The following is a 22,902-nucleotide window of genomic DNA, read 5'->3' as shown; positions in this document are numbered from 1 at the left end:
GGTGACAAAGTAAAAAATTGCAGCGCTCAATATACTAAGGCGGAAAACAAGAGACCGATCATCAGATCGGTCTCAAAAGGGTGATTTCGCTAACGGTTACAGCACGCCACGCTTCATTTGATCGCGCTCGATGGATTCGAACAACGCCTTGAAGTTACCCTCGCCAAAGCCGAGGTTGTTCTTGCGCTGAATAATCTCGATAAAGATGGGGCCGAATAGGTTTTTGGTGAAGATCTGCAGCAGGTAGCCACTGTCATCGCCGTCCACCAGAATTTGATGATGCTTTATCTTGTCACGGTTTTCCGTCACCTGCGGCACCTTGTCGAAGATGGTGTCGTAGTATTCAGGGATGATGTCCAGGGTCTCGATTGAGGTTCCTTCCATGGCATCGAGCGAGGCGACGATATCCCGGGTGCGGAACGCCAGATGTTGCACGCCCGGGCCGTTATATTCGCGCAGGTACTCATCAATCTGGTTTTTGTCGTCACCTTTGCCCTCATTGATGGGAATACAGAAGCTACCATCGGGAGAGCGCAGGGCGTAGGAGACCAAGGCGGTTTGTACGCCGCTGATATCGAAATAACGCACTTCGGTGAATCCGAAGATATCCTTATAGAAATCAGACCATTGTTCCATAGTACCCTTGTGGACATTGTTGGTCAGGTGATCCACTTCCATAAAGCCTTTTTCAGGGACTATCACAGGGGCAGGCAGGTCGATAAAGTCTGTCTTGTAGATATTATTCTGCTCGCCGAAACGGTCGATGAAGTAAATCAGGCTGTCGCCTATACCATAGATTGCCGGGTAGGGCAGATCAGTGTGGGCCTGATCTGCCGGGCGGGCGCCGCGGGATACCGCCAGTTGCAAGGCATAGTTGGCATCTTCTACCCGCCAACCCATGGAGCAGATGGCCGGGCCATGGTGCTTGGCAAATTCGGCGCTGAAGCCTTGACGCTCCTTGTTGAGCAGAAAGTTAATGTCGTTCTGCTTGTAATAGAAAATCTCCCTGTCCTTGGCTTTTTTCAGCATGGAGAAACCAAAGTCGATAAAGACCTGGTGCATGAAATCACTGTCCGGGGTTGCAAACTCGGTAAATTCGATACCGAGCAGTCCCAGTGGATTCTTTTCGCTTGCCATTTCTATGTCCTCTTCAATGATGTTGCTTGCGGCCATTCTCTGATGGCCTTGCTGGAAATTCGTTTCCGGGCTCAGCGTTCGAGCCAGGAGCGGTTGTAATCAGTACTCATGCAGCTCTGCACATGGGTGGTTAACTGCAGCGGGGCAAAGGTGTCCACCATAACGGCGTATTCATAGGTGTCTTTCTTGCCGATGGAGGCTTCGGTGCGCCCGGGCTGTGGCCCATGAGGCACGCCTTTTTGATGCAGCGTCAGGTAACCGGCTTCTATGCCGGTGCGGCTCATAAAGTCGCCATCCACATAGTAGAGCACCTCGTCACTGTCGATATTGTTGTGGTAGTAAGGTGCCGGGATCGCCTTGGGATGGAAGTCGTAAGGTCTGGGAACAAAGTTGCAGATAACAAAATTGTGGGCGGTAAACACCAGATGATCTGAGGGGGGCAGGTGAATCTTGCCTACCTTGGGCGCGTACTCTGTGATGTTGAAGGCCCAGGGGTAGACAAAACCGTCCCAACCCACCAGATCAAAAGGATGCCATTCCAGCTGAGTCAGTTGATATTTGTCGCCAAACTTGCTGACCAGTGGGAACTCCCCTTGCTCGACCCTGGCCTCTGTCAGTTCGGGTACCCGGATATCCCGCTCGCAATAGGGCGCCGACTCCAGCAACTGGCCATAGTCATTGCGAAAGTGTTTGGGGATCTCCACCATGGAGAAGGATTCGATCACCAACAGGCGCACATTACTGTAGTCCTTGAATTTCAATTGATAGGTGGTGCCGCGGGGGATCACCAGATAGTCCCACTTTTGTACTTTGAGCTTACCGTATTCACTTAAGAGCTCGCCTTCACCCTCGTGGATAAATACCACCTCGTCGGCGTAGGCATTACGGTAAAACAACTCGGTATCCTCGGTGACTCTGGCAGTATAAATCGCCAGATCCTGATTGAAGAAAATCTTGTTGCGGGCACAGAAGAAATGCCCCTGCCTGTCGGCCTGTTTGCTGTCCAGCTTATAGTTCTGTACCAGGGAGTCCTGCCACACTTCACCATGGCTAAGCTCAAAAGGCTCAACGGTTAACGCCTTGGTAGGCATATTGTGGTGGTACTTGTTGGAATAGATATTGGAAAAGCCATGGGTTGAAAACAGCTCTTCACGGTAGAGTTCACCGGATGGCTTCTCAAATGCGATATGGCGCTTGTTGGGAACCTGCCCCTGTTTTACATAAAATGGCATCTGACTCTTCCTTGGTGGCGCTTGCTGTTAACCTTCTTTGGGAACCTTCGGCGGCCACTGTTGTTATTCTTGTTCTCTTTGCACTCTTTTCTGCCGGAATTGCCGGTCGCTGGCAGCGCAAATGAGCCGTTTTTGTGATCTATCTTTCAATTTAGTTGCGCGCTTGTACAAAAAAAAGAATAATTATTCGGCATACTCAATCTAAAAATTTGATTGTCTTGTTGGATTTACAGGAGTGTAAACCTTGCGTATCGATATCGACGCCTTCAATGTGCTTAAGGTGGTGGTGGAAGAGGGCAGTTTTGCCAAGGCGGCAGAGCGTCTGCACAAGGCGCAGTCGGCGGTGAGTTATCAGATAAAGAAACTGGAACAATATCTTGGCGTTAATCTGCTTGACCGTAATCAATACCGGGCCGAGCTGACTCACGAAGGGCGGGTTATTCTGGCCGAGGGACAACGTTTGCTGGCGCATCTTGGCAATATAGAGCATCTGGCCAGCCGTTTCAGTGAGGGCTGGGAGCCCAGATTGGAGCTGGTGATAGACGGCGCCTTGCCGATGGAGCCTATCATGACCGCCCTCAAGCGCATGACAGAGCATAAGATACCGACCAAAATCCAGCTCAATATGGAGTTTCTCGGTGGGGTACAACACAGGTTTGAGCGCGACAGCGCCGATCTTATGTTGGTGAAAGACTATCGCAGTGGCCCCAGTTACCACCCCAAGCCCCTGCCTGCTATCACCAGCGTGTTGGTGGCAGGTAAAGACCACCCCTTGACTTCGCGCCGCGGCATTACCCTGTCCGAATTGCAGCAACATGTGGAGCTTACCATCGAAGACTCATCACCGGTCAAGAGTCAGCGCGATGAGCTGCAGTTTGGCGGCGACAAGGTCTTTTATCTCTCCGGTTTTATCATGAAAAAGAACGCCTTGCTCAAGGGCCTGGGTTTTGGCTGGATGCCGGATTTCCTGATAACCGAAGAGCTGGCTGGTGGTGATTTATGTGAGCTGGACTTTATCGGCGGCAGCCGTTTTCGTTTTATTCCTCAGTTGGTGTCGACGTTGGAGCGACCTCTTGGCCGCGCAGGAAGGCTGTTTACCGAGCTGATTCTGGAGGAGTTTGAGCGCTTTCAGGGGGACAACGCCAGCGGTCTGGGTTGAAGCATTCTGTTACTTTTTACTCAAATCACATCTGCCTTCTCACTTGCTGTTTTGACATTTTATGTCATAGACTGAGTACCAGGTCATTCAGACCCTAAACCATTGAGGGGGAGTTTCAATGAGCAAGAACAGCCATGAAGTGGATTATGAGATCAAGGGCGAGAGCATGCAGCTGGTTGAGGTGGAGCTGGATCCCGGTGAAACCGTGATAGCCGAGGCCGGTGCCATGACTTACATGGAGGAAGGGATCAGTTTTGAAGCGCGGATGGGCGATGGCTCAGAGCCGGATTCGGGCTTTTTCGGCAAGTTGATGGGGGCCGGTAAACGTATGCTGACAGGTGAAAGCCTGTTTATGACCCATTTCAGCAATCAGGGCCAGGGCAAACGTCGGGTGTCGTTCGCCGCACCTTATCCCGGCACTATTCTGGCAATCGATCTCGATGAGGTCGGTGGTGAACTCATTTTACAGAAAGACAGTTTCTTGGCCGCGGCTATGGGTACCCAGGTGACCATGAGGTTCAATAAGCGCCTGGGAACCGGTTTCTTCGGCGGTGAAGGCTTTATTTTGCAGAGCCTCAAGGGTGATGGCATGGCCTTTATTCACGCAGGTGGCACTTTGATCCGTAAAGAGCTCAAGGGCGAAACCCTGAGAGTGGATACCGGCTGTCTGGTGGGCTTTACCAACGGCATCGATTACGACATCGAGAGGGCCGGCTCTCTCAAATCCATGGTGTTTGGTGGTGAAGGTTTATTTTTGGCGACACTTTCAGGCCATGGCACAGTGTGGCTGCAGAGCTTACCGTTTTCCCGTATGGCCGACAGGATCATTGCCCATGCGCCTTCCGCCGGTGGCAGTGACAGGGGCGAGGGCTCAGTGCTTGGCGGAATTGGCCGTATGCTGGATGGACGCTAAAGCGCTATTGGCGAAACTACCGGCAGAGGTAGCAGTAAAGATTAAGGTAAAGATAGCAGCGAAGAAAAGCAGTCAAGCGCTTAACTCATTTTGCAAACAAAAAAGCCATGGTTTCCACCATGGCTTTTTGCTTTTGAACTTAGGGCTCTTGATAAGGGTATCAGTGTTCCAGGATCTCAATGATCCTGCGGGTCTTGTCGTGCAGCTTGAATAGTGTGCCTTCAATGTCGACCGTTATCAGGCCATCATTGCCCAGGGGCACAACTACTCGGCCGCGAGCATAAATATCATTATCAAGAATATCGCCCCTGTGATAACGCTTTTGCCAACCTGGAGGCAAAGGTTCACCCCGAGCGGCTTTCTTTTGCAGTCCAGGGGGTAAATCTTTATGGTCTTTATCCTGCTTGGCCAAAACGGCCGGACTGGCCAGCAGGACTCCCAGGCTGATTGCTACCAAGGTTTTGGATAATTTGTTTGTCATAGTTTCTCTCCTGCGAGTAGAAGAATACGTTGCCATTCCTGCTCTGTGACCGGTTGCACGCTCAGCCTGGCCCCTTTTTGTACCAGATACATATGTCCGAGCTGCGAGTCTGCCTTGATCTCTTTCAAGCTAACTGTTCTGGCAAACTGACGTTCAAAGCCGATATCCAGCTGGAACCAGCGCGGTGACTCTGGGCTCGACTTGGGATCAAAGTAGGGTGACTCAGGATCCCAGGCCGTGGTATCGGCTTTGGCCTCTCCGACGACTCTGGCAGTGCCCACCACGCCCGGCGTTTTGCAACTGGAATGATAGAACAAAATGGCGTCGCCGATTTGCAGTTCATCGCGAATAAAGTTGCGGGCCTGATAATTGCGGATCCCGCACCAGGGTTCCACCTTGACCCGCTGTAGATCGTCGATACTGAATTCATCGGGTTCGGATTTCATCAACCAGTACTTCATGCTGGCACTCCTTGAGAGTTTTTACCAGAAAAGCTTACCAGCCTGTTAAGCACTTATTCAGTAAGGCAAGGGCAGACTGACTTCATTAGATTGGTAGATTATGCATTATTGTGATAATCGATGTAAAAGATTAGGAGTCGCCTATGGCCTCACTTAGCCTGACAGCTTTAACTGCTGATTATCAAACCTATCGTCATGATTTTGCCCGCGGGGAACTGGATTACGACCCCGCGACAGTCCATAAATTTGTTGCTGAAATGAAGCGCCAAGGCATGCTGCTCAACGAGTTCAGTTGGGATGATTGGTATCAAAACAGCCATATGGTCGACAGGCCTGAATATATCGCCGATGCTTCCTTGTATGAATGCCGCTTGCTGCTCAGTGCCATGGCGCGCTTAGAGCGTTTCAGCCCGGGTGTCCTGCAGAATATGCGCCGCCAGGGGGTCATGTTGGCCTTACTGGAAAGAATGCAGCAACTGCAAAAGGCAGCCTGAGAATATCCCGCGGCTGATCTTATATCGTCCATTTTGCTGCCATGATCCCGTCATCGGCAGGCTTTTTATTAAGGGCTCCTTTGGTGGCCCTGATGGTTTTTGAGCCATTATTCTTTAGTCTAAAAGCCGGTTTCCTTGCTTGTTATTCCAATGCGCCATTCGTTAGAGTCGTTATGAACCCTGCGCCCAGGCCGCAGTGAAAGCCGATCATTGCCGCTGCTTTTGATACTTTTCAGATGCCGCCAATATGGCTTCACACTGTGAGGGGAGGGCCGCCGGCTCAGGGTGACAGACTCTTCCTATAACGATAAAACAACGCACGGAGGCTTAGATGTCTGCCAACAAGACAAGCAAGCAACTCAATGATTTACCTCTGTCACAGAGCCGTTATCTGGGGCACAGTAATACTCCCTTGATAGACAAGACCATAGGTCAGTATTTGCAGGATATCTGCAACCGCTATCCGGACAATACAGCTGTGGTGATGCATCATCAGCAATTGCGCTGGAGTTATGCGCGCTATCTTGAAGAGATAGATAAGTTGGCCACAGGCCTGCTGGCGTTGGGTATCGGCCCCGGGGACAGGGTCGGGATCTGGTCGCCTAATAATATCGAGTGGTGTCTGACTCAGTTTGCCACCGCCAGAATTGGCGCCATCATGGTGTGCATCAACCCGGCTTATCGCCCGGAAGAGCTGGAATATGCACTTACCAATGTGGGCTGTAAGGCTCTGATCACTCACGATAAGTTTAAGTCCAGCGATTACCTGGCGATGCTGAATGAGTTGGCGCCGGAACTCAGCGATGCCGAGCCTGGTAAGCTGGTGTCCAGTCGTCTGCCGGAACTGCGCTGCGTTATTCGCACCGGTAGTGACAAGACGCCGGGCATGCTGAATTTCCCCGAGGTATGTGCCATGGGCTCTGAGGCGGAATATGCCGATCTCAAAGGCATAGGTGAACGTTTATCGCCCCATGAGGCCATCAACATCCAGTTCACCTCAGGCACCACGGGTAACCCCAAAGGCGCCACTCTGACCCACCATAATATTCTCAACAACGGTATGCTGGTGGCCGACGCCATGGGCTTTGGCCCGGATGATAAGCTTTGTATTCCCGTGCCCCTGTATCACTGTTTCGGTATGGTGCTGGGGAATCTGGTCTGTCTGGCCAAAGGCGCCACGGCGGTATTCCCATCCGATGCCTTTGACCCTACTACTACCCTCAAGGTGGTTGAGCAGGAGCGCTGCACCGGATTGCATGGGGTGCCGACCATGTTTATCGCCGAATTGGAGCTGGCCAATTTCCAGGATTATGACCTCAGCAGCTTGCGCACCGGGGTGATGGCCGGGGCCACCTGTCCTGAGGAGTTGATGAAACGGGTGCATAAGCTAATGCATATGACGGAAGTCGTTATCGCCTACGGCCAAACGGAATGCAGCCCGATCAATAACATGACAGAGGTGGAATCTTCATTCGAGAAACAAGTCACTACCGTTGGCCGGGCACTACCCCATACCGAGGTGAAGATCATTGATGAATTCGGTGAGATTGTGCCTGTAGGTCAGCCGGGTGAAGTGTGTAGCCGAGGTTATTGTGTGATGCAGGGTTACTGGAACGATCCGGCCAAAACCCAAGCCACCATAGATAAAGAAGGCTGGCTGCATTCGGGCGATCTCGGAGTGATGGACAGCGAAGGATATGTGCAGATAGTCGGTCGCATCAAGGACATGATTATCCGAGGTGGAGAGAACATCTATCCGCGGGAAATTGAAGAGAAACTCTACACCCATAGTGAAATTCAAGACGCTGCAGTATTCGGGGTACAGAGTGAAAAATACGGTGAAGAGGTGTGCGCCTGGATTAAGATACGTCCCGGCAGTACTGTCACTGAAGATGAAATCCGTCATTTCCTGACCGAGAAGGTGGCTTATTTCAAGGTGCCGCGTTACATCAAGTTTGTTGAACAATACCCTATGACGGTCACAGGCAAAATCCAGAAGTTCCGCATGCGTGAGCTGATGTATGAAGAGCTGCACCGGGATATCAATGGTTGAGTTATTTAAACCGCAACAGTAAAAGAGAAACGCCGCATTGCGGCGCTTCTTTATGGTATGAATTACTTGCCGAAAGGAATCGGCCTTGGAGTGTCCTTGTTGGATGGAGGCAGAATGGGCATTTCTACCTTGGGCTGTTCGCCGGTCAGCGACTTGAGGAAGGCCACCATCTCTAGGGTTTCTTTCTCGGTCAGCTTCTGACCCAACTGGATATCCGACATGGTGTTGACCGCCTCTTCCAGCTCCCAAACACTGCCGTCATGGAAGTAGGGGTAGGTGAGTTCAATGTTACGCAGTGTCGGCACCTTGAACACCATCTTGTCGGCTTCTTTACCCGTTACTGCCTTGCGGCCTTCAGCAGGGTTATCCGTGTGGAAAGGCTTGATAAGTCCCATTTTCATATACATGGTGCCACCGACCGCCGGACCATTGTGGCAAGCGACACAGCCCTTGTCCTTGAACAGCTGATAACCCGCTTTGGCTTCGGCGCTGATGGCATTTTTGTCGCCTTCCAAATACTTGTCAAAGGCGCTGTTGGGGGTCACCAGCGTCTTTTCAAAGGCGGCAATTGCATCTGTGATCCTGTCAATGTTGACCTCTTCAGAGCCGTAAACCTGCTTGAAGCGGGCGCGGTAAGCCGGCATGGAGGCAACGGTTTCGGACGCCAGTTCATGAGTAAAGCCCATCTCCTTGGGGTTGGCTATAGGACCTGCAGCCTGTTCCTTGAGATCTTTGGCGCGGCCATCCCAGAACTGTGCCAGCATATAATCGGCGTTCAATACGGTAGGTGAGTTGATAGGGCCTTCTTGCCAGGCATGACCGATAGAGGTTGGCAGGGCATCTACCCCTCCGATGGAAAGATTGTGACATGAATTACAGGAGATAAACCCGGACTTTGATAATCTGGGTTCGAAGTAAAGCATTTTTCCGAGTTCGACTTTTTCCGGCTCGGTGATTTTCACCGGCTTGATAATTTCGATAGGCTCAGCCGCCTGAGCCGCAGTCATCCCGAGGGCTGCAGTTACAGCCATGACCAGTGCTTGATATCTCATTGCTATCACCTCTAATAGACTTACTTTGTGTGTGGTTATTTACCCATCATAGTGATAGAAGAAGAGCTTTGACAGATGTTAATATCGATTGGCTCTATCGTTGATTTAGATAGATTTTTTGTGATGATTGCCGCGGTTTTAGCCTCTAGTTTTAGCTATCTTACCTAAATCGAACTTTTTCACATTTTCATCTCTCGTCACACTTTGGTTTAAAGTGTGCGGTAAGCTGTATTTTTGTGTGTCCGGCGCTGATTGAGACTGGTCGCTGCCAGACATCGACAAGCTATACTCTGTTAACTTCCGGAATGCTTATGGGGTTGGCCTTGGCAAGAATGGAGTGACATTATGGCAAAAACAGCTATCACCTTTTTCGGCCGTTCCGCGCTGTTCATACTCTTGTTGTTGTTACTTTATAGTGGCAGCCCTGTGGCTCGCGCTGATACCCTGCAGTTGAGCTCGCTTAATTGGCCTCCCTACAGTGGCCAAATGCTGCAACAGCAGGGAGCCTGTGTTGCCGTGGTCAAGGCAGCGCTTGCCGCCATGGGCCATGAACTTAAAGTCAATTTCTACCCCTGGAGTCGGGCGATAAAGTTGGCAGGCATGCCCGGCTCTCCCTATCTTGGTTATTTTCCCGAGTATTATCACCAAAGCGATAAGTTTATCTTTTCCAAGCCATTGGGCTTTAGTCAATTGGCCTTGGTGGAGCAAGTCCAGCGGCCCGTGAGCTGGCAACAGTTGCAGGATTTGCAGCGTTACAATCTCGGGGTGGTCAAGGATTATGTTAATACCGAGAGCCTGGATCGGGCCATGGACTCAGGCCGGCAACCCTTCGAGCTGGCCAATTCCGATGAACAAAACCTTCGCAAATTGGCGGCCGCCAGAATTGATGCCGTGGTGATCGATGCCAATGTTTATCGTTATCTGCTGCGGCAACAGGGGATGGAAGAGTTGGAGGGCAAGCTTAAACTGAATCGGCAATTGCTGGCCAGCAAAGGCTTGCTGGTGGCTTTTCGAAATTCCGAAGAGGGGCAACGTTGGCGGGATATTTTCGACCAGGGATTGGCCCGAATTGATGCCAAGAGCATATTGGAGCAACACTTAAAGTATCATTGAGTTGTCATCCAAAGCGGTTAAATTGAGCACTTTACCCCAGATGGACGGGTCTGTGACAGAAAGTGCCTATGAGCTTGAGCTGCTTGCCGAGCTGGAGCATAAATACCAACAACACTTGAATGCTCGGTCTTTGGCCCAAGTCGGCTTTGCCGATAAGACGCACGATGTGCGGGCGCTGGAGCTGGGAAACCCAAACGCCAGGGTGCCCACTGTGCTGTTCGTCGGCGGCGTTCATGGGGTAGAGCGTATCGGCAGCCAGGTGATATTGGCGCTTCTTGGCAGCCTGTTGACCCGCTGCAGTTGGGATAAACATCTGCAGCTGATGCTAACCCAGATACGGCTGGCGTTTGTACCTGTGTTGAATCCCATCGGCCTTATCCGGGGAACCCGCGCCAATGGCAATGGGGTCGATTTGATGCGCAATGCTCCCATAGATGCCCGCGGCTCAGTGACTTTTATGGTCGGCGGTCAACGGCTTTCCCGCCATCTTCCCTGGTATCGGGGCCGTAGCAATCAATTGGAAGTCGAGACCCGGGCGATAATTGACTACAGTAATGAACTTATGGCGCGCGGCAGCAGCTTGATTGTGCTTGATGCCCACTCAGGTTTTGGCCTGGTGGACCATATCTGGTTTCCCTTTGCCTGTAAGGATACGCTTTTTGCCCGCTTGGGGGAGGTGTATCATTTAAAGCAGTTGTTCGAAATGAGCTACCCCCATCATTGTCACTATCATATTGCGCCCCAAAGCCGCTTCTATCGCACCCACGGTGATATTTGGGATTATTTGGTCAGTAGTAACCCCAAAGTGCCTTTCCTGCCCCTAACGCTGGAAATGGGCTCCTGGGCCTGGGTCAAAAAGAACCCCAGACAATTGCTGCGTTTCTCCGGTTATTTCAATCCTCAAAAGCAGCACAGGCTGCAGCGTATTTTACGGCGCCACTTTACCCTGATGCAGTTTTTGCTCGATGTGGGGTATGCTCAGGTACTGGAGCAACTGCCTGAACTTCATCGGCATCACCTGGATTATCAGGCACGAAACTTTTGGTATCCACAAGCGGCGGAGAAACCAAGTCATGACTGAGCAGCAAACCTGGGTGTTGATCCGCGGCTTGATGCGGGATAAACGTCATTGGCAAGCCTTTGCCGATAATCTCCTGGCGGCGGGGTTTAGGGTGGAGCTCATCGATCTGCCTGGAAATGGCGATAGGGTGTCGGATACCAGCCCCTGGGCTATTCAGGATTATGCCGACTTTGTTGCAGATGAACTGCTGCGACGCAAGGTGGGTAAATGCCGAATATTGGCTATCTCCATGGGCGCTATGGTGGCCATGGCACTTGCCGGGAAAAATGACGCTGAAGTCGGCTGCCAAAAGGAATTTCAGATTGAGGGGCTGTTATTGCTCAACAGCAGCGCCGCCGATCTTTCGCCTTGGTATCAGAGATTTCGGCTGCAAGCCCTGCTACACGCCCTGTGCTCCAGAGTCAAAGGCGAGGGCATTCAATGGCGCGAGGCGACGATTCTTGCGCTTACCAGCCTTGCCCATGCCAAAGACAAGCCTCTGTGCCGTCACTGGAGCCAACTGGCGCTTGAGGCCAAAACCACACTCGCCAATGGCCTGCGACAAATTGTTGCCTCGGCCCGCTTTCGCTCTCCAGCTAAGCTGTGGGTGCCGGCGACCATTGTTTATGGCTGTGATGACCGCCTGGTTTCGCCCAAGTGCAGCGTTCGCCTGGCAGGTAAATATCGGCAAAAGCCGGTTCCTTTTTGCCGCTGCGGCCATGATGTGGCGCTGGATAGGCCTGAGTTATTGTTGGAGTTGGTGCAGCGCTTGAGTCGACAAACGTCTTAGACTTGCTTGGGTAAAGCCGGAGCCCAGGTCGAAATCGAAGCAGATATCCGACCTGGGCTTTGTGATTAATGAGAGGCGACCACTGTCTTGCCTATGGGCGTTAAAGAGAGCAAGGCCAGTTTCAGGTGCTGAATGCCAAAAGGTATGCCTATGATGGTGACAAAGCAGGCCAGGGCGTGGGTCAGATGGCCTATCGCCAGCCAAATTCCGAACAGCAGGAACCAGATGATGTTGCCGACCATACCCAGGGCGCCGGTGCCTAAGTCTTCGCGGCCAGAGAGCCTTTCGCGGCTGATATGTTCTTGACCGAAGGGCCAGAATGCCAGTTCACCTATGACAAAGCAGGCGCGGCCGAATGGGATACCTATGATACTGATAAAACAGAGCAAGCCGACAAACCACCAGGCTAGTCCCATGACAAAGCCGCCAAGAATAAACCAGGCAATATTAAAAATAAGACGCAAAATAGCCATTGAGTGCTCCTTTAAATGGCGGATCAGCCGCACAGTTTTGCTGTAAAGCTTGGGGATATTTCGAGTAATAGCCAGAAGCGTGCCATAATTATAACCTGTTGAATAATATTGGATATTGCTATTTATGAGCCTAGGCGGATGGCGGCGATTGGTGATTTATACCAATAAGTAGCGATAATCATCACGGAGGGGAGCCGCAATGGATTAGCCTCCAAGCCATCACTTGGTTGGCATAAAGCCAACTGGTGCCTGTGAGGATTTGTGGCCTGAATCCTGTCCTCCTTGGCGGCAAACACATACAATAGCCATCCTTTACACACCTTAGCCTTGAAATATATCGCCACTGCCATGTCTTTAGCCGATTTCAAACTGGATAAAACCCCGGTTCAAGCCTTTGAGTTTCGAGGCCATCAGCTGTTTATCAAGCGCGATGATCTGCTTCATCCCAGTTTCAGTGGTAATAAGGCGCGCAAGTTCCGTTATTTCCTCGACCACGACTTTCCCGGTATCAAGCGCCTGATAGGTTATGGCTCGGCCCAGGCCAACTCACTCTACTCTATGGCGGCGCTTGCCGAACTCAAAGGTTGGCAGCTGGACTTTTATGTGGATCACCTGCCGGAATGGTTGCAGCAGCAACCCCTGGGTAACTATCGCGCCGCGTTGGAATTGGGCGCACGGGTGATTGCCGTAAAGAATACGCCCAAGGCCGAGTTGATGACCGGCATGACCCTGGAGGACTTTGTCAGGCAGCATATTGTGCCTGAGTGTGAGCACAGCCTGTTTGTTCCCGAAGGGGGCCGCTGTAGTTATGCCGAATACGGCGTGGCTCAGTTGGGCGCCGAGATTTTACAGTGGCAGCAGCAACAGGCTATCGCTAATCTCAAACTGTTTCTGCCATCGGGGACTGGTACAACGGCACTGTTTCTACAGAAGTATTTTTGTGAGCAACAGGCTGATATTGAAGTGCTGACCTGCGCCGTGGTCGGCGGAGACAGTTACCTCAAGACCCAGTTGCTTGAGTTATCGCCCGATGAGGCATTGCATCCAACTATTGTTACACCCGAGCGTAAGTATCATTTTGGCAAGTGTTACCCCGAGTTTTACCAACTTTGGCAAGAGCTGGAGCAAAGCGGTATCCGCTTTGAGCTTTTGTACGATCCGCTCGGCTGGCAAGTGTTGCTCGACTTCTTGCGACGTGAGGGCCGCAGCCAGGTATTGTATCTGCATCAGGGGGGGCTCCTTGGCAATGAGTCCATGCTTCCCAGATACAGGCGTAAATACGGCTGATTCAGACCAGCTGGTTACGCTTGAGGATCTTATGAGTGCGCTCAGCCAAGCGTTGCAAGGATTTGAGATCGGCAAGCCCAGGCACCTCGTCATCGAGACGGGATTCCCAAAAGCATACCTCGGTGTCCAACATCTCCAGCATTTTCTTGGAGCAACCCAGGCATTTCCCGCCGCATAGGCTGGCTTCCGGCAAATTTAGCGGAATACAGCGCCGGATCTCGTTCAGCAATGAGCGCATCGCTTCCGTGGTATTTGGTTTAATGGAGCCGGGTTTAGTCGCTCTGCTTTTAGTGGCTGTGATGGATTGATTCAAGACAACACCGACAGATAAGTTTGTTAAGCATCAGCTTAATTCAAGTGGAAGGCTTGGATAATGATCTGGCGCTTGATTTACCTGTTTATCGCCATTTGGTCAGGCTGCTTCCCGGGATCACGGGAAAAGGCCTTGACCAAATGTGATGTTCTACCCGATTGCTGCTGGATAACAGTCCAATCTGCCTGAGCGCTCGATACAGTGAGAGGATAGGGGTATCGAGTGGGTATTTCGACAGTCTTACTTATTGGCGCTCAGCAACCACTTCATAAACTTGAGGGTTTCTGTACGCTTTGAGAAGGTTTGCTTCTTCTTGCCTTTGCTGTCGGTAAAGGCGATTGAGTTTTTGTTGATGGAAATTGAATCTACAGGAAAACTTACTGCGATTTCATGTCCGTTTACTTTGTATGACATAGGCCACACTCCTTATTTTCTGTTAGCGCCGATATTGGCGTATACAATCTTAACTATAGAAAATCCTTAGCATTTATTGCGAAAGATGCGTTGGTTGACTATTGAATGTACCCAGTTTGTCAGCCTTTATCAAGCCCCCGACAGACTGAAGTGCAAAAAGACACTCCGGGTGTCAGTAGAACATCAGACCATCGCCGCAGCACAGAGTTCACCACAGCTGTGTGACATTTCAATTAAACTCAGGAATTGTTAACTGAACGGATTTACTTAAGCGGCCTGGAGCGAGATGGGGCGAGCTGAGGGTACCTTAATATCGCCGGCAATTATATCGACAGTTGGCTATAAGTCAAGCAGTATAAATACTGAGCCGATATATCCGGAACTACATGTTTCTGCTAGTCTTTTTTGTTGAAGGTGCCAATAACTCCCTGGCGCATTCTGGCTTGAACACAGCTTGAAGTGCTTACAGCGGATGGATTGGTACCTTATCTTATAGTGGCAAGGAGCGCGTTAATGAATAGAGTGTTGATTGGCATAGGGTTATTTATTCTGTTGCTCTGGCCAGGGTTGTGCCCGGCGGCCGAACCTGCACCGGAAACGCCAAGTGAGCAAAGTGCTGCAGCGGCTTATGAGTACCGTGACCCCTTGCTCAGGGATACCCCCAGAGGTGCCTTGCAGGGCTTTATGCAGTATGCCAGAGAAGGGGATTATCAAACCGCGGCCGAGTATCTGGATCTGCGCTTTCTTCCCGCCGGTATGACAGTGGAGCAGGGGCCGCTCTATGCCAGGCAGTTGCTGGCGATTATCGAGCGTAATCTCTGGCTCAACCCGCAAGAGCTGGATGATACCCCCGAGGGCAAAACTGACGACAAGCTGCCCGCTTACCGGGAGGGGTTTGCCCGTTTGGAAGCCGAAAAAAAGGCCTATCAGCTCCTGTTGCAGCGGGTGCCTAGCTCTGAATATGGCAGTCTGTGGAAGGTTTCCAATGCCACGGTTGCCAAGCTCCCAAAACTTTACCAGGCCCTGGGCTATGGCCCTGTGGTGGAGTGGTTTATCGAGCACATTCCTGAAGGACGCCTGTTTACCCTGAATTTGTGGGAATGGGCCATGATGCTGGCCTATCTGGCGCTGGCGTTCTTATTCGTGGTACCTGTGACCTGGTTGTTGCAATGGCCGCTTTCACGTTCATCACACCCGCTCAAGGCCGAATTGGGCGCTTTTATTCGTGGCCCACTCAGGTTCTTTGCCGCTGTGGCACTCGATAGGGCCATGCTTGCCAACAGTACCTTGAGTGGTGCTATGCAGGAGATAGTCAACACAGGGTTTTTCTTTATTCTGGCCACAGTTTGGTTGATATGGGCGCTGGTGGGACTGGCACAGAGCAGCCTCAGGGAGCGCTGGATAGCCAAGGGCAACAAACAGGCTGCCTCCTTGTTGCGACCTCTTGGAAATTTTCTGCGGGTGGCACTGCTCAGCCTGGCGACCTTATTATGGCTTGAGCACCTGGGTTTTAATGCCGGTACCATACTGGCCGGGATGGGCATTGGCGGGCTGGCAATCGCCCTGGCCTCGAAACAGTCGATAGAAAACCTGATTGGCACCATCACTCTCTATTCGGCGGCGCCTATCAAGGTTGGTAATATTGGCAATTTCGGCGGCGTTCGCGGCACAGTGGAGGAGATAGGCCTACGCTGTACCCGCATCAGAACTCTGGATCGTTCTGTCATTCATATGCCCAACGCCAAGTTGGCCGAAATGGAGATAGAGAATATTTCAGAGCGGGAGAAAATCCGTTTTAAGACAGATATCCGTCTCGATTACAGCACTGATGCCAAACAGTTGCAGGCGATAATCAATGATATCAAAGCCTTGCTAAAGCAGCATGAGAAGGTGGATGAGTCACCGATGCGGGTCACCTTCAAGGGTTTTGGCAACGCCGGACTCGAGTTGAATGTACTGGCCTATGTCGGCACCACCAGTTTACCGGTTTATCAGGAAGTCGCCGAGGAGTTGCAGCTGGGGATCATGGCGATAGTCGCCGAGCACGGCAGTAAGATGGTACCTGTATGGCCGGTTTCACCTTAATGCTACTCAGATTCCGTATTGGTTCGGTTTGAAAATACCGCTCACGGTAAAGTGAACGGTATCAGCAGGGTCTTCAGTCCTGGATTCAAGCTCGCATCGCTTTTTCACCCCTGGCAAGGCCTACCACGCCGGAGCGGGACACTTCTACTACCTTGGTGACCTCGGTCAGCGCGGCAATAAAGGCGTCCAGTTTATCGCTGGTTCCCGCCATCTGTACTGTGTAGAGATTGGCGGTCACATCGACAATTTGGCCGCGGAAGATATCGGCGGTGCGTTTCACCTCTGCCCGCAATGCGCCACTGGCCTTGACCTTAACCAAGGCAAGTTCCCGCTCCACATGGGTGGACTCTGTGATGTTGGACACCTTGAGCACATCGATAAGCTTGTGCAGTTGCTTCTCTATCTGTTCCAGAATGCTTTCATCGGCCTCGACTGCGACTGTCAGCCGGGACAGGGTAGGGTCATCGGTGGGCGCAACCGTAAGAGTTTCAATGTTGTAGCCGCGTTGGGAGAAGAGACCGACAACTCTTGACAGGGCGCCGGGCTGGTTTTCCATCAATACAGATATGATTCGACGTCTCATCAGCTTTTCTCCGTCTTGCTCAGCCACATTTCATTCATAGCGCCACCACGAATTTGCATCGGGTAGACGTGTTCGGTTTCATCGACACTGATATCCACAAACACCAGCCTGTCTTTCATGGCCAGGGCTTGTGCCAGTTTGCTCTCCAGCTCATCCACATGGTCGATATTGATCCCAACGTGGCCGTAGGCTTCGGCGATTTTGGCAAAATCAGGCACTGAGTCCATATAGGAGTGGGAGTGGCGGCCGGAGTAGATCATGTCCTGCCACTGTTTCACCATCCCGAGGAAACGGTTGTTGAGATTGATGATTTTCACCGGCACATCATATTGCAGTGCGGTGGAAAGCTCTTGAATATTCATCTGAATCGAGCCGTCACCGGTGACGCACACGACGGTTTCATCCGGCATCGCCATCTTGACCCCCATGGCGGCCGGCAAGCCGAATCCCATGGTGCCCAGGCCTCCTGAGTTGATCCAGCGCCGCGGTTTGTCGAAAGGATAATAGAGGGCGGCAAACATCTGGTGCTGGCCAACATCCGAGGCCACATAGGCATCACCGTTTGTCAGGCGATAGAGGGTTTCTATCACTTGTTGGGGCTTGATCCGTTCGGCATTGCGCTGATACTCGAGGCAGTTGCGGCTGCGCCAGGAGGCAATTTGCTGCCACCAGTGTTGCAGCGCCTCGTCATCCTGAGGCGTTACCTTGTCTTCATCCAGTAATTGCAGCATCTCGTTCAGCACCTTATCGGCCGAGCCCACAATCGGAATATCCACCTTGATGGTCTTGGAGATGGATGAAGGGTCGATATCTATGTGCAGTATGGTGGCATCCGGGCAATATTTGGCGACATTATTGGTGGTTCTGTCATCGAACCTCACCCCAATGCCGAAGATTAAGTCTGAATGGTGCATGGCCATATTGGCTTCGTACAGACCGTGCATCCCCAGCATACCCAGGTTGTTGTGATGAGAGCCGGGAAAGGCGCCCAGCCCCATAAGCGTATTGACCACAGGCAGTTTCAGTCGTTCGGCCAGTGTCAACAGCTGCTGGTGGCAGCCGGAGATAATGGCGCCGCCACCCACATACAGCACAGGTTTTTTGGCGGCCATCAAGGCCTGTAAACCCCTGCGGATCTGGCCCTTGTGACCCGAAAGCGTCGGGTTGTAGGAGCGCATCTTAATCTCTTCCGGGTATTGATATTCGTGCAGTATCGCCGGGTTGAGGCTGTCTTTGGGCAGATCCACTACCACAGGGCCTGGGCGGCCGCTGGCCGCGATATAGAAGGCTTTCTTAATAATGGTGGGAATTTCGGTGGGATCTGTCACCAAAAAGCTGTGTTTCACCACAGGGCGGGAGATCCCTATCATATCGCATTCCTGAAAGGCATCATTGCCGATCAGGTTACTGGGCACCTGGCCCGAAAGCACCACCAGAGGGACTGAATCCATGTAGGCGGTGGCGATGCCGGTAATGGCATTGGTCGCTCCCGGGCCGGATGTCACCAACACCACACCGACCTTGCCCGTGGCTCTGGCGTAACCATCGGCCATGTGCACGGCCGCCTGTTCATGACGGACAAGAATATGTTCGATATCGGATTTTTGATGCAGGGCATCGTAGATGTCGAGAACTGAGCCACCCGGGTAGCCGAATATATGTTTTACGCCTTCGTCAATTAACGAACGCACTATCATGCTGGCGCCTGAAAGCATCTCCATTTGGTACTCCTTGATAAGATACCGTTACGGTAAACAGTAACTTTTACAGCGACGGTTATCGCTCTAATTCGGGCCGGAAGGGTAGTTCCGGCCAGCTGTCGACCCGGCCCTGGGGGCTCACTTCCCTGTAGGGAAGGGGTCTCTGTCACCAATGGACAGAATTTCATCATATTGGAAAGAGAGAAGTTTTCAAGCCCCTGGAAGCGGCTTTTTTATGAGCATGAATAAATTTCATTTTTGCCGCCGAAAAGCGGCCTTGATTGCGGTAGGTTTTTGCTAACGTGTTATTGATTAAATATTGAATTTATTGTGTTTTATTCTAAATTAAGGATCTTTTTAGACTTTGGTCTAAAGCGCCGCTAATTCCTGGTGTATGAACCCAGTCTTTGAAAATTGTGGTTCTTTGGGTTGCGGAAAGTCTACAAACGGCGCTTTTCGCTCAAGCGGTTTCAAACGCTTGAGCATGCTTTATCGCCAGCTTTATTTTAGGAACCGGTACTGCGGCATTCTGGCATTGGGTGGCGACTGACAGCGAACTGGCACAGACCCACCAGTAGCACAGAGGCCAGCATCAGCGCGGCAAAGGGCACGGCAGTACCTGTGTAAAACAGCGCCAGCAGCGGTCCTGCCAGAGCACCAAAGCCAAACCTCAGGGTGCCGATAACCGCGGTGGCGGTGCCGGTTTCCTGCTGAAACTTCATCAGTACTATGGCATCGGCGTTAACCGACATTACTCCCAGGCATCCCATCAGGGGGATCAGCATGGTCACGGTAAAGTGGTAACTCAAGTCGAGCAGGTTCACCAGTAACAGCCCGGCAGCGGCAATACTGCCGAGCATAGTGGCGGCAACCAGCATGCGTCTTGAACCATAGCGACCAACAATGCGTGAGTTGATAATATTGGCCAGCATCAAGGCGCCTACGTTGGTACTGAATAGTATGGCAAACAGAGACTTATCCAAGTTAAATACCGACATATAGACAAACGGCGAGGCTGTCAGGTAGCAGAAAAAGGCGAATGAAGTCAGCACGCCGCTGCCAATATGCAGCTTGACCCCGGGCCGGGTAAAGACGGTGGCATAGGCGCCAAAGAATGACTTGCGGCTGCGCTCGGCGCCTTGCATATCCGATGGCAAACGCAGTTTCAGCAATACCAGCATGAGCAGCAGCAGGGCATAGCAGGCTAGGATAAAGAAAATCAAATGCCATTCACCCAGCTCCAAAATTAAGCTGCCTATGGATGGAGCCAGCAGCGGCGCCAACATCATTATTAGGCTGACATAGGACATGCCCTTGGCCGTATTGTCACCATAGACCTCCTTGATATAGCCGGGGATTACCACGGTAGCGGCGGCGCCGATAAAGGCCTGGAAAAATCTGAGGCTTAAAAACATTTCTATCGTTTGCGACAGCGCCAATCCCAGGCTGACCAACATAAATCCCGATAGGCCAATGATCACCAAAGGACGACGGCCGAAGCGATCGGCCAAAGGCCCAAAGGTAAGCATACCCAGAGAATACCCGGCCAGATACAGGCTCAGAGACTGCTGTACTGTCGTGATATCGGAATGGAAACTCTCGGCTATGGTAGCCATGGCCGGCAGATACATGTCGATGGCCAAAGGCGTTATCGCCACGATGGCCGACAGCATGGGAATAAGCAAGGCCAGATGCAGCCCTTGGGGCGTGCGCCTGGTTATCTGGGGTTGGGTATCCAATTTAACCTCATTATATTGGCCAAAAAGCATTGGATGCTTGGTCAGGAGTGTGATTCGTGCCACGAAAAGGGGCTTGGGGTTTATGTTAAGTCGCGGCGGCCAATAAGGGAAGGTGCAAATAAGTCTTCGTGGCACTCTGGCTTGCACAGCAATTGGCGTTCAAGGCATCTGACTGAAGGCATGCCGGGGCCTGTCGAAGTCGGATAACGCAGAAAGCCGGTTGCTGTGAAAGCCCCGAAGGGCGTGGCTTACAGGTCTGCCTGCTGTGTTGTGCTTCTTGCAAAGGACTAGGCCATTTGCTGCGAACCACGCCTTGCATCCAGGCCCGTAAGCCGACGCAGAGCACACATGGGACTTGTTTGCGCCTTCCTTAGCCAATCCCCCAGAGTCGTTTCTTTACATTACTGACAAAGGAAGATGGAAAAGTGAATAGTGAGAATATTTTATTTCGCCCTGGATGACTTCCTGGCATAAGCTCACTACATTATCCACTCAGGACAGTATGCGCTTAAATTGATGGAGTTGAGTGCTGAATATGAGAGTTAATTTTCCACAATGGAACACTAGGGAGTTGCTGACTCAATCACTTCCCGGGCTGGCAGGATTGCTGCATTACCAAAAAGAATGGTTGCGGGATGATCTGCGTGCCGCCTTGTCGGTAACCGCAGTGGCCTTGCCTGTGGCCATCGCTTATGCCCAGCTTACCGGGGTAAGCGCCGTTGCCGGGCTATACTCCTGTATTTTACCTATGTTGATTTATGCCTTGTTTGGTACATCGAGGCAACTGATAGTGGGTCCGGATGCCGCGACCTGCGCCGTGATAGCTGCTGTGGTGACGCCACTGGCCGCCGGAGATGCCAAGGTGCACTGGCAGTTGGTGATGACCATGACCCTGATGACGGGCATTTGGTGCCTGCTGGCCAGTCGCTTTCGGCTCGGGGTGCTTGCCGAGTTTCTCTCGCGGCCGATTTTGATGGGGCTGCTTAACGGGGTGGCGATAACCATTATCGTCGGCCAGTTCTCGAAGATTTTTGGCTTTAGCTTCGACTCCCGCTATTTGCTGGAGCGCCTGGCAGGCGGCGCCGAGTATCTGTCGCGCACCCACTGGCCAACATTGGGCATGAGTCTGGCCACCTTGCTGGTGTTCCTGCTGGTCAAGCGTCTGCGGCCGCAACTGCCTGCCTCCATGGTAGCGATTGCGGTGGCCGGATTATTGGTATGGCTGTTTGATTTGCAGCAGTATCAACTGGCGGTGGTCGGCACTATTGAAGGGGGGCTGCCGGAGTTTCAGGCACCGGTATTTGATTTGGGGCTCAGCCGTGAACTGGTGATGCCGGCGCTTAACCTTGCCATGGTGAGCTTTGTCTCCATGATGCTGACGGCGCGCAGCTTTGCCGCCAAAAACGGCTACGATATAGATCCTGATAAGGAGTTTCGCGCGCTTGGATTTGCCAATATCGCCTCGGCGCTGTCTCAGGGGTTTGCCATCAGCGGCGCCGATTCGCGCACCGCGGTTAATGATGCCAATGGCGGCAAGTCGCAGTTGGTGTCTGTGATAGCGGCGCTGCTGATAGCCCTGGTGGCCCTGTTCCTGACTGCGCCGCTGCAATATATCCCTTCGGCGGCGCTCGGGGTGGTGCTGGTTATCGCATCGCTCTCTTTGATTGATATCAAGGGGATCTGGAAGCTGAGAAAGCGTGACAACGGCGCCTTTACCCTGGCGTTGATCACCCTGTTGGCCGTGCTCTTTATCGGGGTGATCCCGGGGATCACCCTGGCAGTGCTGCTGGGCTTGTTCCAATTTATCCGGGTAGTGATGAAACCCTCGGAGCAGCTGCTCGGTGTCGATCGCAAAGGGGTGCTGCGCAGTATCGACCGCAGTGACAAGGCTACGGCGATCCCGGGGATCATGATCTACCGTTTCAACTCACCCTTGACCTATTTCAACGCAGGTTATTTCAAACGCCAGTTGCTGGCCAGGTTAAAAGAGCAGCCCGAGCCGGTGGATTGCGTGATAGTCGATGCGGTGGCCTGTTTCAGTCATCTGGATATCAGTGTGATGGCCATGATTGCCGATTTGGCGCACCTGTTGAAGCGCCGCGGTGTCAGCCTGGTACTGGCGGGCCGTAAACGTCAACTGCTCAGCTGGTGTGAAGCCAGCGGTATAGATGTGGCGGAGGATGGTTTGATCATCAGGCCTGATTTAGCCTTGGCGGTGCGTATGCATCAAAACTACAAACAAGCGGTCGCTGAGGGCCAGGCCCCCGAAGTGCGGCGTTTGGCCGGCGATGATACCAGCGCCCCCAGACCGTCACACCTGTAAAACCTGGCGGGCTCCCGATAGCACGCAAACGCCTGCCAAG

Annotated in this window: 21 protein-coding genes; 10 read left to right on the top strand and 11 right to left on the bottom strand. The window is 52.2% G+C overall.

The annotated features are described in order from the left end of the window. Window positions 1–96 precede the first annotated feature (96 nt). Window positions 97–1,137 (bottom strand): 4-hydroxyphenylpyruvate dioxygenase, encoded by a 1,041-nt coding sequence (gene hppD, locus ACMHXE_RS02435; protein WP_159353072.1) that lies wholly within the window; start codon window positions 1,135–1,137, stop codon window positions 97–99. 71 nt (window positions 1,138–1,208) lie between these two features. Continuing rightward, window positions 1,209–2,369: a homogentisate 1,2-dioxygenase gene (locus tag ACMHXE_RS02430; protein ID WP_101057058.1), complete on the bottom strand. Its 1,161-nt coding sequence runs from the start codon at window positions 2,367–2,369 to the stop codon at window positions 1,209–1,211. A gap of 244 nt (window positions 2,370–2,613) precedes the next feature. Between ACMHXE_RS02430 and ACMHXE_RS02425 the strand changes: the two genes are divergently transcribed. Beyond that, complete coding sequence (locus tag ACMHXE_RS02425; protein WP_159353073.1) at window positions 2,614–3,528, top strand: LysR family transcriptional regulator; 915 nt, start codon at window positions 2,614–2,616, stop codon at window positions 3,526–3,528. A 118-nt stretch (window positions 3,529–3,646) separates the two neighbouring features. Continuing rightward, window positions 3,647–4,441, top strand: coding sequence for a TIGR00266 family protein (locus ACMHXE_RS02420; protein ID WP_039033374.1), 795 nt, complete (start codon window positions 3,647–3,649; stop codon window positions 4,439–4,441). Between the two features lie 160 nt (window positions 4,442–4,601). Here ACMHXE_RS02420 and ACMHXE_RS02415 read toward each other — a convergent pair whose 3' ends face one another. Further along, complete coding sequence (locus ACMHXE_RS02415) at window positions 4,602–4,922, bottom strand: hypothetical protein (RefSeq protein WP_101057054.1); 321 nt, start codon at window positions 4,920–4,922, stop codon at window positions 4,602–4,604. Then, window positions 4,919–5,383 (bottom strand): EVE domain-containing protein, encoded by a 465-nt coding sequence (locus ACMHXE_RS02410; RefSeq protein ID WP_101057052.1) that lies wholly within the window; start codon window positions 5,381–5,383, stop codon window positions 4,919–4,921. Before ACMHXE_RS02410 ends, ACMHXE_RS02415 begins: the two co-directional genes overlap by 4 nt. A 143-nt stretch (window positions 5,384–5,526) precedes the next feature. Here ACMHXE_RS02410 and ACMHXE_RS02405 point away from each other — a divergent pair, with 143 nt between their 5' ends. Then, complete coding sequence (locus ACMHXE_RS02405) at window positions 5,527–5,877, top strand: DUF6508 domain-containing protein (RefSeq protein WP_101057050.1); 351 nt, start codon at window positions 5,527–5,529, stop codon at window positions 5,875–5,877. A 331-nt stretch (window positions 5,878–6,208) separates the two neighbouring features. Next, the gene (locus ACMHXE_RS02400) at window positions 6,209–7,930 is read left to right on the top strand and encodes an AMP-binding protein (protein WP_101057048.1); all 1,722 of its coding nucleotides are present in this window, start codon (window positions 6,209–6,211) and stop codon (window positions 7,928–7,930) included. A gap of 62 nt (window positions 7,931–7,992) precedes the next feature. On the opposite strand, the gene ACMHXE_RS02395 is transcribed toward ACMHXE_RS02400, so the two are convergent. Further along, window positions 7,993–8,982 carry a cytochrome-c peroxidase gene (locus ACMHXE_RS02395; protein WP_101057046.1) on the bottom strand — a complete coding sequence of 330 codons (990 nt, stop codon included), beginning with the start codon at window positions 8,980–8,982 and terminating at the stop codon, window positions 7,993–7,995. Between the two features lie 345 nt (window positions 8,983–9,327). Here ACMHXE_RS02395 and ACMHXE_RS02390 point away from each other — a divergent pair, with 345 nt between their 5' ends. The 3 genes from ACMHXE_RS02390 to ACMHXE_RS02380 are packed head-to-tail and all read left to right on the top strand — an operon-like array spanning window position 9,328 to window position 11,945. After that, window positions 9,328–10,095 (top strand): substrate-binding periplasmic protein, encoded by a 768-nt coding sequence (locus tag ACMHXE_RS02390; protein ID WP_101057044.1) that lies wholly within the window; start codon window positions 9,328–9,330, stop codon window positions 10,093–10,095. Between the two features lie 52 nt (window positions 10,096–10,147). Continuing rightward, the gene (locus tag ACMHXE_RS02385) at window positions 10,148–11,176 is read left to right on the top strand and encodes a M14 family zinc carboxypeptidase (protein WP_413731263.1); all 1,029 of its coding nucleotides are present in this window, start codon (window positions 10,148–10,150) and stop codon (window positions 11,174–11,176) included. Further along, window positions 11,169–11,945, top strand: coding sequence for an alpha/beta fold hydrolase (locus tag ACMHXE_RS02380; RefSeq protein ID WP_413731261.1), 777 nt, complete (start codon window positions 11,169–11,171; stop codon window positions 11,943–11,945). Before ACMHXE_RS02385 ends, ACMHXE_RS02380 begins: the two co-directional genes overlap by 8 nt. A gap of 65 nt (window positions 11,946–12,010) precedes the next feature. On the opposite strand, the gene ACMHXE_RS02375 is transcribed toward ACMHXE_RS02380, so the two are convergent. Beyond that, on the bottom strand, window positions 12,011–12,418 hold the full coding sequence (locus tag ACMHXE_RS02375) for a YccF domain-containing protein (RefSeq protein ID WP_101057038.1): 408 nt from the start codon (window positions 12,416–12,418) through the stop codon (window positions 12,011–12,013). A 348-nt stretch (window positions 12,419–12,766) separates the two neighbouring features. Here ACMHXE_RS02375 and ACMHXE_RS02370 point away from each other — a divergent pair, with 348 nt between their 5' ends. Next, window positions 12,767–13,705 (top strand): 1-aminocyclopropane-1-carboxylate deaminase/D-cysteine desulfhydrase, encoded by a 939-nt coding sequence (locus ACMHXE_RS02370; RefSeq protein ID WP_165564974.1) that lies wholly within the window; start codon window positions 12,767–12,769, stop codon window positions 13,703–13,705. Between the two features lies 1 nt (window position 13,706). Here ACMHXE_RS02370 and ACMHXE_RS02365 read toward each other — a convergent pair whose 3' ends face one another. Together ACMHXE_RS02365 and ACMHXE_RS02360 are read right to left on the bottom strand one after the other, a co-directional pair. Beyond that, window positions 13,707–13,943, bottom strand: a complete 237-nt coding sequence (locus ACMHXE_RS02365; RefSeq protein ID WP_101057036.1) for a hypothetical protein — start codon at window positions 13,941–13,943, stop codon at window positions 13,707–13,709. A gap of 315 nt (window positions 13,944–14,258) precedes the next feature. Further along, window positions 14,259–14,432, bottom strand: a complete 174-nt coding sequence (locus ACMHXE_RS02360) for a hypothetical protein (protein WP_100145745.1) — start codon at window positions 14,430–14,432, stop codon at window positions 14,259–14,261. 513 nt (window positions 14,433–14,945) lie between these two features. Between ACMHXE_RS02360 and ACMHXE_RS02355 the strand changes: the two genes are divergently transcribed. Continuing rightward, on the top strand, window positions 14,946–16,517 hold the full coding sequence (locus tag ACMHXE_RS02355; RefSeq protein WP_189577799.1) for a mechanosensitive ion channel family protein: 1,572 nt from the start codon (window positions 14,946–14,948) through the stop codon (window positions 16,515–16,517). Between the two features lie 85 nt (window positions 16,518–16,602). Here ACMHXE_RS02355 and ilvN read toward each other — a convergent pair whose 3' ends face one another. The 3 genes from ilvN to ACMHXE_RS02340 form a co-directional block, all read right to left on the bottom strand. Beyond that, window positions 16,603–17,100, bottom strand: a complete 498-nt coding sequence (gene ilvN, locus ACMHXE_RS02350; RefSeq protein ID WP_039033365.1) for an acetolactate synthase small subunit — start codon at window positions 17,098–17,100, stop codon at window positions 16,603–16,605. Beyond that, window positions 17,100–18,821 carry an acetolactate synthase 3 large subunit gene (locus ACMHXE_RS02345; RefSeq protein WP_028779342.1) on the bottom strand — a complete coding sequence of 574 codons (1,722 nt, stop codon included), beginning with the start codon at window positions 18,819–18,821 and terminating at the stop codon, window positions 17,100–17,102. The genes ilvN and ACMHXE_RS02345 overlap by 1 nt, the downstream gene beginning before the upstream one ends. A gap of 485 nt (window positions 18,822–19,306) precedes the next feature. Then, window positions 19,307–20,473, bottom strand: a complete 1,167-nt coding sequence (locus tag ACMHXE_RS02340; RefSeq protein WP_413731273.1) for a multidrug effflux MFS transporter — start codon at window positions 20,471–20,473, stop codon at window positions 19,307–19,309. A 601-nt stretch (window positions 20,474–21,074) separates the two neighbouring features. Here ACMHXE_RS02340 and ACMHXE_RS02335 point away from each other — a divergent pair. Beyond that, window positions 21,075–22,862: a SulP family inorganic anion transporter gene (locus tag ACMHXE_RS02335; protein ID WP_107352205.1), complete on the top strand. Its 1,788-nt coding sequence runs from the start codon at window positions 21,075–21,077 to the stop codon at window positions 22,860–22,862. Window positions 22,863–22,902 lie beyond the last annotated feature (40 nt).

It is taken from the genome of Shewanella sp. BJSY2023SW007 (assembly GCF_047314525.1).
Classification (GTDB): domain Bacteria; phylum Pseudomonadota; class Gammaproteobacteria; order Enterobacterales; family Shewanellaceae; genus Shewanella; species Shewanella chilikensis.
The sequence above is the reverse complement of the archived record's forward strand: the minus strand, read 5'-3'. Positions and strand labels throughout refer to the sequence as shown.

Excerpts from the sequence above, each read along its gene's own strand:
- ACMHXE_RS02415 (WP_101057054.1), bottom strand. The coding sequence starts at position 4,922 with ATGACAAACAAATTATCCAAAACCTTGGTAGCAATCAGCCTGGGAGTC.
- ACMHXE_RS02420 (WP_039033374.1), top strand. The coding sequence starts at position 3,647 with ATGAGCAAGAACAGCCATGAAGTGGATTATGAGATCAAGGGCGAGAGC.
- ACMHXE_RS02335 (WP_107352205.1), top strand. The coding sequence starts at position 21,075 with ATGAGAGTTAATTTTCCACAATGGAACACTAGGGAGTTGCTGACTCAA.
- ACMHXE_RS02400 (WP_101057048.1), top strand. The coding sequence starts at position 6,209 with ATGTCTGCCAACAAGACAAGCAAGCAACTCAATGATTTACCTCTGTCA.
- hppD (WP_159353072.1), bottom strand. The coding sequence starts at position 1,137 with ATGGCAAGCGAAAAGAATCCACTGGGACTGCTCGGTATCGAATTTACC.
- ACMHXE_RS02405 (WP_101057050.1), top strand. The coding sequence starts at position 5,527 with ATGGCCTCACTTAGCCTGACAGCTTTAACTGCTGATTATCAAACCTAT.
- ACMHXE_RS02365 (WP_101057036.1), bottom strand. The coding sequence starts at position 13,943 with ATGCGCTCATTGCTGAACGAGATCCGGCGCTGTATTCCGCTAAATTTG.
- ilvN (WP_039033365.1), bottom strand. The coding sequence starts at position 17,100 with ATGAGACGTCGAATCATATCTGTATTGATGGAAAACCAGCCCGGCGCC.
- ACMHXE_RS02390 (WP_101057044.1), top strand. The coding sequence starts at position 9,328 with ATGGCAAAAACAGCTATCACCTTTTTCGGCCGTTCCGCGCTGTTCATA.
- ACMHXE_RS02360 (WP_100145745.1), bottom strand. The coding sequence starts at position 14,432 with ATGTCATACAAAGTAAACGGACATGAAATCGCAGTAAGTTTTCCTGTA.
- ACMHXE_RS02395 (WP_101057046.1), bottom strand. The coding sequence starts at position 8,982 with ATGAGATATCAAGCACTGGTCATGGCTGTAACTGCAGCCCTCGGGATG.
- ACMHXE_RS02430 (WP_101057058.1), bottom strand. The coding sequence starts at position 2,369 with ATGCCATTTTATGTAAAACAGGGGCAGGTTCCCAACAAGCGCCATATC.
- ACMHXE_RS02370 (WP_165564974.1), top strand. The coding sequence starts at position 12,767 with ATGTCTTTAGCCGATTTCAAACTGGATAAAACCCCGGTTCAAGCCTTT.
- ACMHXE_RS02345 (WP_028779342.1), bottom strand. The coding sequence starts at position 18,821 with ATGGAGATGCTTTCAGGCGCCAGCATGATAGTGCGTTCGTTAATTGAC.
- ACMHXE_RS02340 (WP_413731273.1), bottom strand. The coding sequence starts at position 20,473 with ATGCTGTCGGCCATCGTGGCGATAACGCCTTTGGCCATCGACATGTAT.
- ACMHXE_RS02380 (WP_413731261.1), top strand. The coding sequence starts at position 11,169 with ATGACTGAGCAGCAAACCTGGGTGTTGATCCGCGGCTTGATGCGGGAT.
- ACMHXE_RS02410 (WP_101057052.1), bottom strand. The coding sequence starts at position 5,383 with ATGAAGTACTGGTTGATGAAATCCGAACCCGATGAATTCAGTATCGAC.
- ACMHXE_RS02355 (WP_189577799.1), top strand. The coding sequence starts at position 14,946 with ATGAATAGAGTGTTGATTGGCATAGGGTTATTTATTCTGTTGCTCTGG.
- ACMHXE_RS02375 (WP_101057038.1), bottom strand. The coding sequence starts at position 12,418 with ATGGCTATTTTGCGTCTTATTTTTAATATTGCCTGGTTTATTCTTGGC.